Source organism: Pseudarthrobacter cremeus (assembly GCF_051857465.1).
Classification (GTDB): domain Bacteria; phylum Actinomycetota; class Actinomycetes; order Actinomycetales; family Micrococcaceae; genus Arthrobacter.
Map to the genome: position 1 here is coordinate 1 of NZ_JBPZHC010000020.1, position 14133 is coordinate 14133.

The following is a 14133-nucleotide window of genomic DNA, read 5'->3' on the forward strand; positions in this document are numbered from 1 at the left end:
ACCAGCTGTAAAAACCAGACCACAATCCACGGGATGGACAGGGCCCGGCCAAAACAACCAATCAATAAAACAATTGGTATCAACAAACTTGGCACACTATTGAGTTCTCAAACAACAGACACATTCGAGTATTCCCGAAACAATTCATTTCAATGAATTCTTATTTCGTATTTCTTCGCTGCGATGTTTCTAGCTTATTTCATCCTTATTCACTTTGCAAATCCGGGTTATTTTCCCGATATTCACCTGGTGGAATGAATCCGCCCAGCCAAAAGTGAAGCTTTTCATCATTTACGTGCTGTGCACATGAAGAATTGCTTCTCTTGTGAAGGGGGTTTGTCACCACTCAGCGGCGGCGACTCAGAAAACATTACACGCTCCCCCGCGGCCGTGCAAATCGGCCTCGGAGGAGCGTGCATTGGTAGTCGTAAAGGGCTACGGAACCAGTACTTCCACCGTGGCGAGGTTCTTCTTGCCGCGGCGCAGGAGCAGGTATTGGCCATGCAGCAACTCGGACTCCGAGATAACCGCCTCAGGATCTGAGACCTTCTCATTGTTCACGTAGGCCCCGCCTTCACCGACGGTGCGGCGGGCAGCGGACTTACTTTCGGAGAGGCCGGATGCCACCAACAGGTCCACAATGCCCAGTCCATCGACCAGGACACGTGCCGATGGAAGTTCGGACGTGGCGGCCTCAAGCGTGGGCCTGTCCAGCGCGGAAAGGTCTCCATTGCCAAAGAGCGCAGCGGAGGCGGCGATGACCTTCTCTGTGGCCTCCACCCCGTGCACCAGGGAAGTCACTTCGTACGCGAGCTTCCGCTGCCCCTCGCGGGCAAACGGGCGCTCGGCCACGGAGGTGCCCAAAGCTTCGATCTCGGCCCGGCTCAGGAAGGTGAATACCTTCAGCCTGTCCACCACATCAGCATCCGCGGTGTTCAGCCAGAACTGGTAGAAGGCGTACGGGCTGCACATGCCGGCGTCGAGCCAGATGGCGTTGCCTTCGCTCTTGCCGAACTTGGTGCCGTCGGAGTTGGTGATCAGGGGCGTACCGAGGGCGTGCACAGTCTTGCCCTCCACCTTGCGGATCAGTTCCGTGCCGCTGGTGAGGTTGCCCCACTGGTCCGAGCCGCCGGTCTGCAGCACGCAGTTGTAGTCCCGGAAGAGCTGGAGGTAATCCATGCCTTGCAGGATCTGGTAGCTGAACTCGGTGTAGCTGATGCCCTCATCGGAGCTCAGCCTGGAGGCAACAGCATCCTTCCGGAGCATGGTGCCGACGCGGTAGTGCTTTCCGATCTCGCGCAGGAAATCAATGGCGCTCAGCGGTGCGGTCCAGTCGAGGTTGTTGACCATGCGCGCCGCGCTGGGGCCCTCGAAGCTCAGGAACCGGCGGACCTGCGCCTGCAGGTAGCCCACCCATTCATTGACGGTGTCCTTGGTATTGAGGGTGCGTTCCGCCGTCGGACGCGGATCTCCGATCAGCCCCGTGGAACCGCCCACCAGTCCCAGCGGCTTGTGGCCAGCCAGCTGCAGGCGCCGCATCAGGAGGAGCTGGACCAGGTTCCCCAGGTGCAGGCTCGGCGCTGTGGGATCGAACCCGCAGTAATAGGTGAACGGCTCACCGGCGAGGAGCTTTTCCAGCTCCTCTTCATCCGTGGATACGTGGACGAGGCCACGCCACTTCAGTTCCTGCCACACGTTGGCGAAGGTGGGATCGTTCTGCTGGGATTCGAGATCGTTGAGTTCTGGCACGACTCTAAGTTAGCAGGATTGGCGACGCCCGGCGCCGAAACATACGGCACCGGGCGTCCACGAGAAGACCGCTGGAGCTTAGTGTTCGATCCCTGCAGGAATGCCGGCTGCAGCGATGAGCCGGAGCCGCTGGGTAGGCCTGGTCATGGCAACGTACAGGTCCCCCACCCGGCCGTGCTCGTGGTTGAGCATCATTGACGGCTCCAGGACCACCACCCCATCAAACTCCAGGCCTTTGGCCTCGCGCGGGCTGATGACCACGATGTCCTGTTCGTAGCTGCCGGCACCGCTGCCGATGCGCCTGCCATACACCGCACGAAGTGCTGCGGTGGCCTCCGGGAGGAGGTCGCCGTCGGCAATAACGGCCAGCAGGCCGCCGTCGAGCGCTTCCAGTTCATCCGGGAGCACCTCCACGAGGCGGCTGACAACAGCTCCGTCAGCAACCTTGTCGATAATGGGTGACCAGCGGCCCTCCCGGACCGCCTTCGGCACGGAAACCACCAGGCCGGCGGCGTTGGCCATCCGGGCTGCGGCTTCGGCGATCTGTGTGGGCGTACGGTAGTTGACCGTCAGCTCCTCCAGGTGCCAGCGGTCCCCGAACATGGGTGCCAGGGCCGCCTGCCAGGAGTTGGCGCCGGCCACGGAACTCGTCTGGGCGATGTCCCCCACGATGGTGAACGACTTCAGCGGGCAGCGGCGGACCAGCAAGCGCCACTGCATGGGCGAGAGCTCCTGTGCCTCATCCACCACAATGTGGCCGAAAGCCCACGTCCGGTCGGAGGTGGCACGCTCGGCAGCGGTCTGCCGGTTCTCGCGCTCCTGGTTCTGATCGGCGAGTTCCTCCGCGGTAATGAGGACGTCGACACCCATGTCCCCCATGTTCACCAGTGTCTGCTTGGCGTTGGCGAGGTCGCGGGCACGGTCGTGCTCCTGCTGGGCGAGGCCGCGCCCGGCAGCCGGGTCGAGTTCGCCCAGGAGTTCGGCCGCTTCATCCAGGAGCGGGACGTCCGCCTCGGTCCAGGGAGCATCGGCCGGGCGCAGGAGCAGCGCCTGCTCCTGAAGGGTGAGGTGCGGTGTGCAGGCCGCGAGCACTGCGGGCTTGCTGAAAAGCTCGCTGATCAGCTTCTCCGGAGTCATGGGCATCCAGCAGAGGTTCAGCGCGATGCGGACGTCACGGGCGGACCGGACGTCTTCGGCCAGGTAGGAGCGGTCGGCATTGTTGCCCAGGCTCCCGGCCTCCACGAGCTCGGTCATCTGCTCGGTGAGCTCACGGAGCAGGATCTTGACAAAGGACAGCCGTGCCTCGTTGTGGGGCTTGCCCGTGGAGCGGGCACGCTCACGAGCGCGGCGGACCTGGCGCGGGGTCAGGACCAGCCTGCGGCCATCCACTTCGAGGATGCGGTCCTCGGCAGGGATCCGCTGGCGGTTCGCCACCGCGTTGGCCACAACCTCCGCCATGTCCAGGCGCCCCTTGATGGCTGCGACGTCCGCTTCCGGCTCCGCGATGGCATTGATCCCCGGCATCAGGCGTCCCACGCTGGCCATGACCACGCCGGTTTCACCCAGCGAGGGAAGGACGCGTTCGATGTACTTCATGAACGACGACGACGGGCCCACCAGCAACACGCCGGCAGTCTTCAGCCGTTCCCGGTGCGTGTACAGCAGGTAGGCGGCGCGGTGCAGCGCAACAGCGGTCTTGCCTGTGCCGGGACCACCCTGGACCACCAGGGCGCCGGACATGGGAGACCTGATGATGCGGTCCTGCTCCGACTGGATGGTACCCACGATGTCCGACATCCGGCCCGTGCGCTTGGAATCCAGCGCGGCCAGCAATGCGCCCTCGCCCTGCAGCGACGCGTTGTCTGCAAGCATGTCCGCGTCCAGGACGTCGTCCTCGATGGCCTTGACTTCACGCCCCTGCAGAATCAGGTGCCGGCGGCGGCGGACGCCCTGCCGGTCAAAGGCGGTGGCCTGGTAGAAGTGCCCTGCTTCGGGCGCGCGCCAGTCAACCATGAGCCGTTGCAGGTCATCGGTGGTCAGTCCGATGCGGCCGATGTACTGGGCCTCACCTGAATCCAGGTCGAGGCGCCCGAAAACGAGCCGGTCATCCACAGCATCGAGCTGCGCGAGCCGGTCCTCATAAAGGGCTGCGAAAGCATCACGTTCGGAAACATTCTGCATGGTGCCCACGGCACCGGCCCGCCGGACCTGCGCCAACTGCTTGCGCTTTTCCGCGCGGAGCTCTTCCAGCCGCGCATACAGGCCGGCAACATAGTCCCGTTCGTGGGCCAAATCGGCGTCGAGCATTAAACGTTCCCCTATCGCAAAAGACAGACCGTCCATTCTACAACCATTTCGGTTAACGCGATTGAAACTTGGCCGGGCGGACCTTGGCCGCCTTATAGCGGGAGACCGTGGGGTCCCCCGGCAGCCAGAACCGCCATGGGTAGGCGTCGGAGCCGCCGTGACCCGAAACGCCCACGCGGGGTCCGGAACTGAATTCTCCAGCCGGGACTGCAGGCAGCCGGAGCTCGAAAGGCCCGGTCAGTACGTCCCGGCCGCTGTCGGCCGTGGTCAGGGCAAGTGTGGTGGCAAGCCGGGCCGGGCCGCTGGCCAGGTCGAGTGGAGATTTCGACGTCGGCCGCCGCACCCCGGCCAGGTGCTGCCCTTCCACCACTTCGCCGGCCCGCAGCAGGACAGCCGACGCCGTCCCCACCGGGCCGCAGACAATGTTGGCGCAGTAGTGCATCCCGTACGTGAAATACACATACAGGTGACCCGCCGGGCCGAACATCGGCTCGTTGCGCGCTGTGGGCCCGCGGAATGTGTGAGATCCAGGGTCGGGGTGCAGCGAGTCGCCCGGGCCCATGTACGCCTCCACCTCGGTGATCCGCACGGCCACGGTTCCCTCATGGCTGTTGTGGCTCAGGACCGCCCCGAGCAGCTGCGGGGCCACCCGGCGCGCATCACCCGAAAGCAAGTCGCGGAGTGCTTCGGGGCCGGCTGGGCTGCGGACGGTCATGCTTCGACTCTACCCAAACCCCCACGGCGATGTCCGATTTCCGCTAGCAGGGGGTGTCTGCTGCTGGCAGGATAGAGGGCATGGACTTCTGGCAGCGCTACCGTGCGATCGACGCACGGGACACCCGTTTCGACGGGCAGTTCTACACCGCGGTCCGGACCACCGGCATCTACTGCCGCCCGTCCTGCCCGGCGCGGACGCCGAAAGCAGCCAACGTTACGTTCTACGAAACGTCCGCCGCAGCGCACGACGCCGGCTACCGGGCGTGCAAACGCTGCCTCCCCGAGGCGGTCCCCGGCACTCCCGCGTGGAACATCCGGCAGGACCTGGCGGGACGGGCCATGCGCCTGATCAATGACGGCGTGATCAACCGCGACGGAGTGGAAGGCCTGGCCGCCCGGCTGGGCTACTCCGCCCGGCAGCTGAACCGGATCCTGAGCCACGAACTCGGCGCCGGCCCCCTGTCCCTCGCCCGGGCCAGCCGCGCCCAGACCGCGCGCACGCTGCTGGTTTCCACGTCCATGAAGCTGGCGGACATCGCCTTCGCCTCAGGCTTCAGCAGCGTCCGGCAGTTCAACGAAACCATGGTGGAGGTCTTCGCCATGACCCCCACGGCGCTGCGCTCCACCGCCAGGCACCACCCGGCAACTGCCGCCGCGGCCTCACTGACGCTCACCCTCCCCTACCGCGAACCGTTCGATCCCGGCGTCTTTTCCTTCCTGGCTGTCAGGGCCATTCCTGGGATCGAGGCGGGGACCCCGACGTCCTACGCCCGCACGCTGCGGCTCCCCCACGGTGACGCGCGCTTCAGTGTGGAGTACGACGACGGCGCCACCGGGCGCCCGTTGACCCTCACCGTCGGCGCGGTGGACCTGCGGGACCTGCCTGCGCTGCTGAGCAGGGTGCGCCGGCTCTTTGACCTGGACGCCGACCCCGTGGCGATCGACGACGCTTTGGCAGCCGATCCGCGCCTTGCCGCCTCAGTCGCGGAGGTCCCGGGCATGCGGCTCCCCGGTGCGGTGGACCCCCAGGAACTTCTGGTGCGGGCCATGATCGGGCAGCAGGTCACCGTCGCGGCGGCCCGGACGGCACTGACGCAGCTATCGGCGACCGGCAGTCCGTGTACCGTCCCGGCCGACGGGCTCGAGCGGCTTTTCCCCACCGCTGAAGAAATCGCCGAGGCAGGCTACACCCTGCTGCGGGGGCCTCAGCGCCGGATTGATGCCGTTCGGGCGGCCGCGTCCGCCATGGCGTCCGGCGGGCTGGATTTTGGCTACGGCGATGACCTGCCGGGCCTGACCGCCAAGCTGCTGCCCCTTGCCGGAGTAGGCCCGTGGACGGTGGGCTACGTGGCAATGCGCGTCCTGGGCGCACCTGACGTGTTCCTGGCCAACGACGCCGCAGTGCGGAACGGAATCCGGGCCCTAGCCACGCAGGCCGGGCTGGACAGCGTGCCGGCCGGGCTGGACAGCGTGCCGACCGGTGGTGCCGCAGACCCGGAGTTCCGCGAAGTGAGCCCCTGGCGGTCCTATGCCACGATGCACCTGTGGCGTGCCGCGGCCGCACCAAAAAGCTCCGCCCGGCCGGACAACTTACTTGCGAAAAACATACGCGCGAAAAGCGTTCCAGAGAAAGCGATGCCATGAAAGCCCAGTTGCTGCAAATGTCCACCCCGGACGGCCCGTTCACCATCCTTGCCCGGGACGGCGTGGTACTGGCCTCCGGCTGGACGGCCGAAGCGGGCGAACTGACCGGGCAGATCCACCCGTCGCTGCGTCCGGCGGACGTTGAGGCTGTGACTGACCTTGGGCCAATTTCCCGCGCCGTGGAGGCCTTCTACGCCGGGGACCCTGCGCAGGCCATGGCCGTGCCCGTGCAGCAGAAGTCCGGACCGTTCCGAGCCCATGCCTGGGACGTCCTGCGGACAGTCCGTCCCGGCGCGCCGGTGACCTACACGGAATACGCCGAACTGTCCGGAAATCCCAAAGCCGTTCGGGCTGCCGCCGGTGCCTGCGCCTTCAATGCTGCGGCATTGTTTGTGCCGTGCCACCGGGTGATCCGGACAGACGGTTCCCTGGGCGGCTTCCGTTGGGGCCTCGCCATCAAGGAAAGCCTGCTTGCCCGTGAGGCCGGTCCACGCTAGCTCAGCAGCTTCCCGTCCGGACCGAAACGATGCCGGATGTGGCGCCTGTCATGCCTGGCTTGCCAGAATTCGATCTCCGAAGGTTGCAGGGCGTACAGCTGCCACTGGGCATTGGTGCTGCCGTCCGCCCCGGGCCGGGCATCCCAGTCCGCCGCTGACGCTTCTGCGGAGAGCTCCACCACCGTTCCGGCCACGCGGACCTGGCGGCCCTGCTCCGGCCAGAAAAAATTCAGTGCGGCCTTGGGGTTGAGCGAGAGTTCCTTGCCCTTGCGCGAGGTGCGGGCCGTGGCGAAGTGCCAGCCGTCGTCGTCGAGGTCCTTCAGAATGAGCATTCTGGACGATGGCTGGGCGGCGCTGTCCGCGGTGGCCAGGCTGCAGGCATGCGGCTGCAGCACACCGGCAGCGAGCGCTTCCTCCAGCCACTGCCTGAACAGCGCTGCCGGGTCCGCCGGCGCCGTCCCAGGGTCGAAGTGCGGCAGGTCGGGCGGGAAGTCCGGCAGGGCCCGGAGTTTGTCGCGGAAGGATTCACTCATTCCCCCACCCTAAGCTCCGCAGCGCCGCGGGATAACCGCCGCGAACGCACAACGCTCTCCCACTTGATGCATCAATACCGGCAACGCTCTTTCACTTTCTTGAAGAAAGTGCGAGAGCGTTGGCCCAAATGATGCAGGAAGTGAGAGAGCGTGTGGACTGCTAGTGCGCGTACTCCCGCACGGTGGCCAGCTCGGCTTCCAGCGCAACCAGCTGGCGTTCGACGGCGGCCGGTGCGGTACCGCCCTGGGAGTTGCGGCTGTTGAGCGATCCCTCCGTGGACAGGACCGTCCGGACCTCCGGGGTCAGGTGCTCCGAGATGGCAGCGTATTCCTCATCCGTCAGGTCCCACAGCTCCACATCGCGGCTTTCGGCCTGCTTGACGGCCGCGCCGGAGAGCTCGTGGGCCTCGCGGAACGGAACGCCCTGGCGGACCAGCCATTCGGCGATGTCCGTGGCCAGCGCAAAGCCCTGTGGTGCCAGGGACTCCATCCGTTCGGTGTTGAACTTCAGGGTGGCGATCATGCCCGCGACAGCCGGAAGCAGCAGCTCCAGGGTGTCGGCGGCGTCGAAGACCGGCTCCTTGTCCTCCTGCAGGTCGCGGTTGTACGCGAGCGGCAGGCCCTTGAGCGTAGCCAGCAGCCCGGTCAGGTTGCCGATCAGGCGGCCCGCCTTGCCACGGGCCAGCTCTGCGACGTCCGGATTCTTCTTCTGGGGCATGATCGAGGACCCGGTGGAGTAGGAATCGTGCAGGGTCACAAAGGAGAACTCCTTGGTGGCCCACAGGATGACTTCCTCCGACACCCGGGACAGGTCAACGCCGATCATGGCCGTCACCCAGGCGAACTCGGCAAAGACATCGCGGGAAGCGGTGCCGTCAATCGAGTTGTGCGTGGCCGAGAAGAAGCCAAGGTCCGCCGCCACCGCTTCAGGATCCAGTCCCAGCGACGACCCTGCCAGGGCGCCTGAGCCGTAGGGCGAAACCCCGGCACGCTTGTCCCAGTCAGCCAGCCGCTGCACATCCCGCAACAGAGCCCAGGCGTGGGCGAGCAGGTGGTGGCTGAGCAGGACCGGCTGGGCATGCTGCAGGTGGGTCCGGCCGGGCATGGCCACACCCTGGTGCGCCTTGGCCTGGTCCACCAGCGCTTCGATTGTGGCGAGCACGCCACGCGCAATGATCCGGGCATGGTCGCGCAGGAACATCCGTCCCAGCGTGGCCACCTGGTCGTTGCGTGAGCGTCCGGCGCGGAGCTTGCCGCCCAGCTGGGTCCCGGCGCGCTCGATCAGGCCGCGTTCCAGTGAGCCGTGCACATCCTCGTCGGATTCCGCCGGCAGGTAGGCCCCGGATGCAACGTCCGCGTCCAGCTGCTTCAGCGCTGACAGCATGCCGTCCAGCTCGGCGTCGTCCAGCAGGCCGGCCTTGTGGAGCACGCGGGCGTGCGCCATGGAGCCGGCGATGTCATAGCGGGCCAGCCGCCAGTCAAAGTGCGTGGACTTGCTCAGGGCCGCGAGGGCATCTGCGGGGCCGCCGGCAAAACGGCCGCCCCACAGTGCGCCTTCGTTTGTTGCGGAGACCATTTACTGGCCTGCGACGCGGATATCGCGGCCGGAGGCAACCTTCGCGGACATGCCCCACAGCTCGATGAAGCCGCGCGCCATGGACTGGTCGAAGGTGTCGCCGGTGTCGTAGGTGGCGAGATCGAAGTCGTAGAGCGAGGTCTCGGAGCGGCGTCCGTTGACAATCGCCTGGCCGCCGTGGAGGGTCATGCGGATGTCACCGGTGACGTACTTCTGGGTGTCGTCGATGAAGGCATCCAGCGAACGCTTGAGCGGTGAGAACCACTGGCCGTCGTAAACCAGCTCGGCCCAGCGCTGGCCAACAGTTGCCTTGAAGCGGGCCTGCTCGCGCTCCACGGTGATGTCCTCGAGGTGCTTGTGCGCCGTGATGAGGGCCATGGCGCCGGGGGCCTCGTAGATTTCGCGGGACTTGATGCCCACGAGGCGGTCCTCGACAACGTCGATGCGGCCCACGCCCTGGGCGCCGGCGCGGCGGTTCAGTTCCTTGATGGCCTGCAGCGGGGTGACCTTGACGCCGTCGATCGCTACCGGAATGCCTGCCACGAAGGAAATGGTGACCTCATCCGGTGCCGGCGGGAACTCCGGGGTTGCGGTGTAGTCGTAGATGTCCTTCGTGGGAGCGTTCCAGATGTCCTCGAGGTAGCCGGTTTCGACGGCGCGGCCCCAGACGTTCTGGTCGATCGAGTACGGGTTCTTCTTCGTGGTCTCGATCGGCAGTCCCTTTTCCTCGGCGAAGGCGATGGCCTTGTCGCGGGTCAGGGCGAGGTCGCGGACCGGGGCGATGCACTTCAGGTCCGGGCCGAGGGTCTGGATGCCGACTTCGAAGCGGACCTGGTCGTTGCCCTTGCCGGTGCAGCCGTGCGCAACGGTGGTGGCGCCGAATTCGCGGGCGGCCTTGACCAGGTGCTTGACGATGACAGGCCGGGAGATGGCGGAGACCAGCGGGTAGTGGCCCTGGTAGAGGGCGTTGGCCTTCAGCGTGGGCATGCAGTACTCGTTGGCAAACTCATCGGACGCGTCGGCCACGTAGGCTTCGACGGCGCCGCAGCCCAACGCGCGCTGGCGGATGGTCTCCAGCGATTCGCCGCCCTGTCCGACGTCGACCGCCACGGCGATGACCTCGGCGCCGGTGGCTTCACCGATCCAGCCGATGGCTACGGAAGTATCGAGGCCACCGGAGTAGGCCAGAACAATACGCTCAGTCACGAAAATGCTCCTCTTATTGGGGGTTGGGATTTCTGTTCGGGAAATTCTTCTAGGGAAAGCCTGTCACAACGCAGGCAGGTCTGGAGCAGCGGGCTATTGCTGGCTTCCGCCGGCTTCCTCTGCCAGCTGCAGGAAACGGGCCGCGAGGTCCTGCCCGCCGGCGGGATCGCGGGACACCAGCAGCACGGTATCGTCACCGGCGATGGTCCCCAGGATGGACGGCATCACCGAATGGTCGATCGCGAGCGCCAGGAAGTTGGCGGCGCCGGGCGGGGTCCGGAGCACGGCGATGTTGGCCGAGGCCTCGGCCGTGACCAGCAGTTCGCTGCACAGCCTGGCCAGCCGGGCGTCCAGGATTTCCTGGCTGACCCCGCTTTTGGCGGCGCGCTCACCGCCCTCGCCGGGGACTGCATAGACCAGGACGCCTTCCTTGCCGCGGACCCGGACGGCGCCGAGTTCCACGAGGTCACGGGAGAGGGTGGCCTGGGTGACCTGGACGCCGTCGTCCGCGAGCAAAGCGGCGAGCTCCGCCTGGGAGCGCACCGATTCACCCGTCAGAATGGCGGTGATGCGCGCCTGGCGGGCCGTTTTGGTGGCCGGGCTGGAGCCCGGTGCTGCCGGCGGGACGGTCACGGTTTGCCGGCCTCCGGCGCCGGCCCATCCGACGGTGCCGGCCCATCCAACGGCGCCAGCCCATCCAACGGCGGCAGTCCTTCGACGACGGCCAGGCCGGAGCGGTGCATCAGCCAGGCCATCAGTGCCTTCTGGGCGTGGAGCCGGTTCTCGGCCTCGTCCCACACGATCGACTGCGGCCCGTCGATGACTCCCGCGGAGATCTCATAGCCGCGGTACGCGGGCAGGCAGTGAAGTACGACGGCGTCATCCGCCGCGTGTGCCATGGCCGCCTCATCGACGGAGTACTCCCGGAACAGCTCCATCCGGGCGGCCTTTTCGTTTTCCTGGCCCATGGACACCCACGTGTCTGTTGCCACGACGTCGGCGCCCTTAAGCGCGGCGGCGGCGTCGGTGGTGATCAGCACGGACCCGCCGGTCCGGGCTGCACGTTCCTCAGCCGCGGCGACGATCTCCGCTGCCGGCAGATAGCCTTCCGGCCCTGCGATGCGGACGTGCATCCCGGCGGTGACGCCGGCCAGCAGGTAGGAATTGGCCATGTTGTTGGCGGCGTCGCCGAGGTAGCTCATGGTGAGGCCTTTGAGCTCGCCTTTATGTTCTTTGACCGCCAGCAGATCGGCCAGGAGCTGGCAGGGGTGGTAGTCGTCGCACAGCGCGTTGATGACCGGCACCCTGGAGTTTTCCGCCATTGCCACGAGGCCGGCATGCGCTCCGGTGCGCCAGACAATGGTGGAGACCATGCGTTCGAGGACCTTGGCAGTGTCCTCCACGGATTCCTTGTGGCCGATCTGGGCTTCCCCCGGGTTGATGATCAGGGCGTTGCCGCCCATGTCCGCGATGCCGGTGGCGAAGGACACCCGGGTGCGGGTGGAGGTCTTGTCGAAAATGACGGCGACGGTCTTGCGGCCGTTCCCCTCGGCGGCAAAAGGCTGCACGCTGTAGGGCGCGGCCTTCATGCGGACAGCCAGGTCCAGCACCTCGGCCTGCTCAGCCGGGGTGAGGTCGGTGTCCTTGAGGAAGTGGCGGGTGGTGCTGCCTACAGGGGTCACTGCGCGTCCTTAGCTGTCTGGAGGATTGCCGGGAAGGCGGCAAGGAAGGCGCCGGCCTGGTCGGTGGTGAGGATCAGCGGCGGGGCAAGCCGGATGGTGCGCGGCCCGGGGCTGTTGACGATAAACCCGGCGTCGAGCCCGGCGGTGACCACCGCAGGGGCGACGTCCGTATCCAGGTCGAAGCCGATCAGGAGGCCTTCGCCACGGACTTCCGTGACACCGTCGATGGCAGCGAGCCCGGCACGGAGGTAGTCCCCCACGGTCACGACGTTCTCCAGAACACGCTGGCTTTCGATCGCATGCAGCGTGGCCAGGGCGGCCGCCGTCGCCACCGGGTTGCCGCCGAAGGTGCTCCCGTGCTGGCCGGCCCCCAGGAGGGTGGATACAGGTCCGCCAAAGGTGATGAGCGCGCCGATGGGGAAGCCCCCGCCGAGGCCCTTGGCAAGCGTGACGGCGTCGGGCACGATCCCGGCGTCTTCGCTGGCGAGCCACTTGCCGGTCCGGCCGATGCCGGTCTGGACCTCATCCAGGATCAGCAGGGCACCGGCTTTTGTGGTTGCCTCGCGGGCGGCTGCCAGATACCCCGCAGGCAGGGGACGGACGCCGGCTTCGCCCTGGATGGGCTCCAGGAACACGGCAGCCACTGTCTCGTCGATGGCAGCTTCCAGGGCGGCTACGTCGCCGAAGGGGATGTGGACCACCCCGCCGGGCAGGGGTTCGAACGGAGCACGGTAGGCCTCCTTGGCGGTCAGGGCCAGGGCGCCCATGGTGCGGCCGTGGAAGGCTCCCTCGAGGGCGATGATCTTCGTCCGGGGTGCGCCGTCCGGACCGGTTGCGTTGCGCCGGGCCAGCTTGAACGCGGCCTCCACGGCTTCGGTTCCCGAGTTGGCGAAGAACACTTTGGAGCCCGCCGGTGCGTGTGTCAGTGCCAGCAGCTTTTCTGCGAGCGCCACCTGGGTGGGGCTGGTGAAGAAGTTGGAGACGTGCCCCAGGGTGGCCAGCTGGCTGGAGATCACGGAGGTGACGAACGGGTGGGCATGGCCCAGGGCATTGACGGCGATACCGCCCAGCAGGTCCAGGTATTCCTTGCCGTCGGCGTCCCAGACCAGGCAGCCGGCACCGCGGACCAGGACGCGCTGCGGGGTGCCGAACACGCCCATGAGTGAGGTGGAATAGCGCGCGAGCCAGTCAGCTCCGCTGGTGTGGCCCGTGGTTTCCACCAGCTCGGTCACCGGGGTTTGCTGGACTTCGTTCATGCGTTCACTTCCTCGTCAGGGACCACCTGGGTGCCGATACCGGCGGTGGTGAAGGTTTCCAGGAGCATGGAGTGCGGCAGCCTGCCGTCCACGATGTGCGCGCGTTCCACTCCGCCGTCGATGGCTTTGAGGCATGCCTCCATTTTCGGGATCATGCCCGATTCCAGCGAGGGCAACATCCCGCGCAGCTCCGTTGCCGTCAGTGAGGAAATGAGCGAGGACCGGTCCGGCCAGTTGGCGTAGAGGCCCTCGACGTCGGTGAGGATCACCAGTTTGGACGCTCCCAGTGCCTCCGCGAGCGCGGCCGCAGCCGTATCGGCGTTGACGTTGAGGACCTGCCCGGTGGTCTGTACTGCACCTGCGGCTGTCTCTGTGCCGTCACTCTCGATCTCCGGTGCCACTGTGGAGATCACCGGGATGCGTCCGGCTGCCAGGATGTCCAGGATGCCCTCCGGGTTCACGCCCACCACTTCGCCTACCAGGCCCAGGTCCACCTCCTCGCCGTCAATGACGGTGCCGGTGCGGATGGCGCGGAGCAGGCCGCCGTCCTCGCCGGACATTCCCACCGCGTAGGGGCCGTGGGAATTGATCAGGCCCACCAGTTCGCGGCCCACCTGGCCGGTGAGGACCATGCGCACCACGTCCATGGCTTCGGGGGTGGTGACGCGGAGACCGCCCTTGAACTCGGACTCGATGCCCAGCCGGGCCAGCATGGAGTTGATCTGCGGGCCGCCGCCGTGGACCACCACGGGGTGGATGCCCACATGGTGGAGGAACACCACGTCCTCGGCGAACGCCCGGCGCAGTTCCTCGTTGACCATGGCGTTGCCGCCGTACTTGATCACCATGGTGGTGCCGGCGAAGCGCTGGATCCACGGCAGTGCTTCAATCAGCGTGCCCGCTTTGCTTTGGGCATCGCTCATGGAGGTTGTCTCACGGGGCTGGGTGTTCATGCTGGCAGTTTCT

At 66.5% G+C, this 14133-nt stretch carries 12 protein-coding genes; 2 read left to right on the plus strand and 10 right to left on the minus strand.

The window, feature by feature from the left end; all coding sequences use genetic code 11:
* Positions 1–435: 435 nt before the first annotated feature.
* The 3 genes from tyrS to ACS5PJ_RS21455 all read right to left on the minus strand — a co-directional run bounded on the left by tyrS (position 436) and on the right by ACS5PJ_RS21455 (position 4771).
* Positions 436–1749 carry a tyrosine--tRNA ligase gene (tyrS, locus tag ACS5PJ_RS21445; RefSeq protein ID WP_439436873.1) on the minus strand — a complete coding sequence of 438 codons (1314 nt, stop codon included), beginning with the start codon at positions 1747–1749 and terminating at the stop codon, positions 436–438.
* A gap of 78 nt (positions 1750–1827) precedes the next feature.
* A complete protein-coding gene (locus ACS5PJ_RS21450) occupies positions 1828–4056 on the minus strand; it encodes a HelD family protein (RefSeq protein WP_439436874.1) in 2229 nt (742 codons plus the stop codon).
* A 52-nt stretch (positions 4057–4108) separates the two neighbouring features.
* Positions 4109–4771 carry a DNA-3-methyladenine glycosylase gene (locus ACS5PJ_RS21455; protein WP_439436875.1) on the minus strand — a complete coding sequence of 221 codons (663 nt, stop codon included), beginning with the start codon at positions 4769–4771 and terminating at the stop codon, positions 4109–4111.
* Positions 4772–4851: 80 nt separating this feature from the next.
* Between ACS5PJ_RS21455 and ACS5PJ_RS21460 the strand changes: the two genes are divergently transcribed.
* Entirely contained in the window at positions 4852–6417 is a 1566-nt protein-coding gene (locus ACS5PJ_RS21460; protein WP_439436876.1) for a DNA-3-methyladenine glycosylase 2 family protein, read from the plus strand.
* Entirely contained in the window at positions 6414–6914 is a 501-nt protein-coding gene (locus tag ACS5PJ_RS21465; protein WP_439436877.1) for a methylated-DNA--[protein]-cysteine S-methyltransferase, read from the plus strand. The genes ACS5PJ_RS21460 and ACS5PJ_RS21465 overlap by 4 nt, the downstream gene beginning before the upstream one ends.
* Here the strand turns inward: ACS5PJ_RS21465 and ACS5PJ_RS21470 are convergent.
* The 7 genes from ACS5PJ_RS21470 to argB all read right to left on the minus strand — a co-directional run bounded on the left by ACS5PJ_RS21470 (position 6911) and on the right by argB (position 14120).
* The gene (locus ACS5PJ_RS21470; RefSeq protein ID WP_439436878.1) at positions 6911–7447 is read right to left on the minus strand and encodes a pyridoxine/pyridoxamine 5'-phosphate oxidase; all 537 of its coding nucleotides are present in this window, start codon (positions 7445–7447) and stop codon (positions 6911–6913) included. The genes ACS5PJ_RS21465 and ACS5PJ_RS21470 overlap by 4 nt on opposite strands.
* Before the next feature lie 160 nt (positions 7448–7607).
* Complete coding sequence (gene argH, locus ACS5PJ_RS21475; RefSeq protein WP_439436879.1) at positions 7608–9023, minus strand: argininosuccinate lyase; 1416 nt, start codon at positions 9021–9023, stop codon at positions 7608–7610.
* Positions 9024–10229, minus strand: coding sequence for an argininosuccinate synthase (locus ACS5PJ_RS21480; RefSeq protein WP_439436880.1), 1206 nt, complete (start codon positions 10227–10229; stop codon positions 9024–9026).
* A gap of 93 nt (positions 10230–10322) precedes the next feature.
* Entirely contained in the window at positions 10323–10862 is a 540-nt protein-coding gene (locus tag ACS5PJ_RS21485) for an arginine repressor (protein ID WP_108598535.1), read from the minus strand.
* Positions 10859–11911: an ornithine carbamoyltransferase gene (gene argF, locus ACS5PJ_RS21490; protein ID WP_439436881.1), complete on the minus strand. Its 1053-nt coding sequence runs from the start codon at positions 11909–11911 to the stop codon at positions 10859–10861. Before argF ends, ACS5PJ_RS21485 begins: the two co-directional genes overlap by 4 nt.
* Positions 11908–13167: an acetylornithine transaminase gene (locus ACS5PJ_RS21495; RefSeq protein ID WP_439436882.1), complete on the minus strand. Its 1260-nt coding sequence runs from the start codon at positions 13165–13167 to the stop codon at positions 11908–11910. The genes argF and ACS5PJ_RS21495 overlap by 4 nt, the downstream gene beginning before the upstream one ends.
* Positions 13164–14120, minus strand: a complete 957-nt coding sequence (gene argB / locus ACS5PJ_RS21500) for an acetylglutamate kinase (protein WP_439436883.1) — start codon at positions 14118–14120, stop codon at positions 13164–13166. Before argB ends, ACS5PJ_RS21495 begins: the two co-directional genes overlap by 4 nt.
* Between the last annotated feature and the right edge of the window lie 13 nt (positions 14121–14133).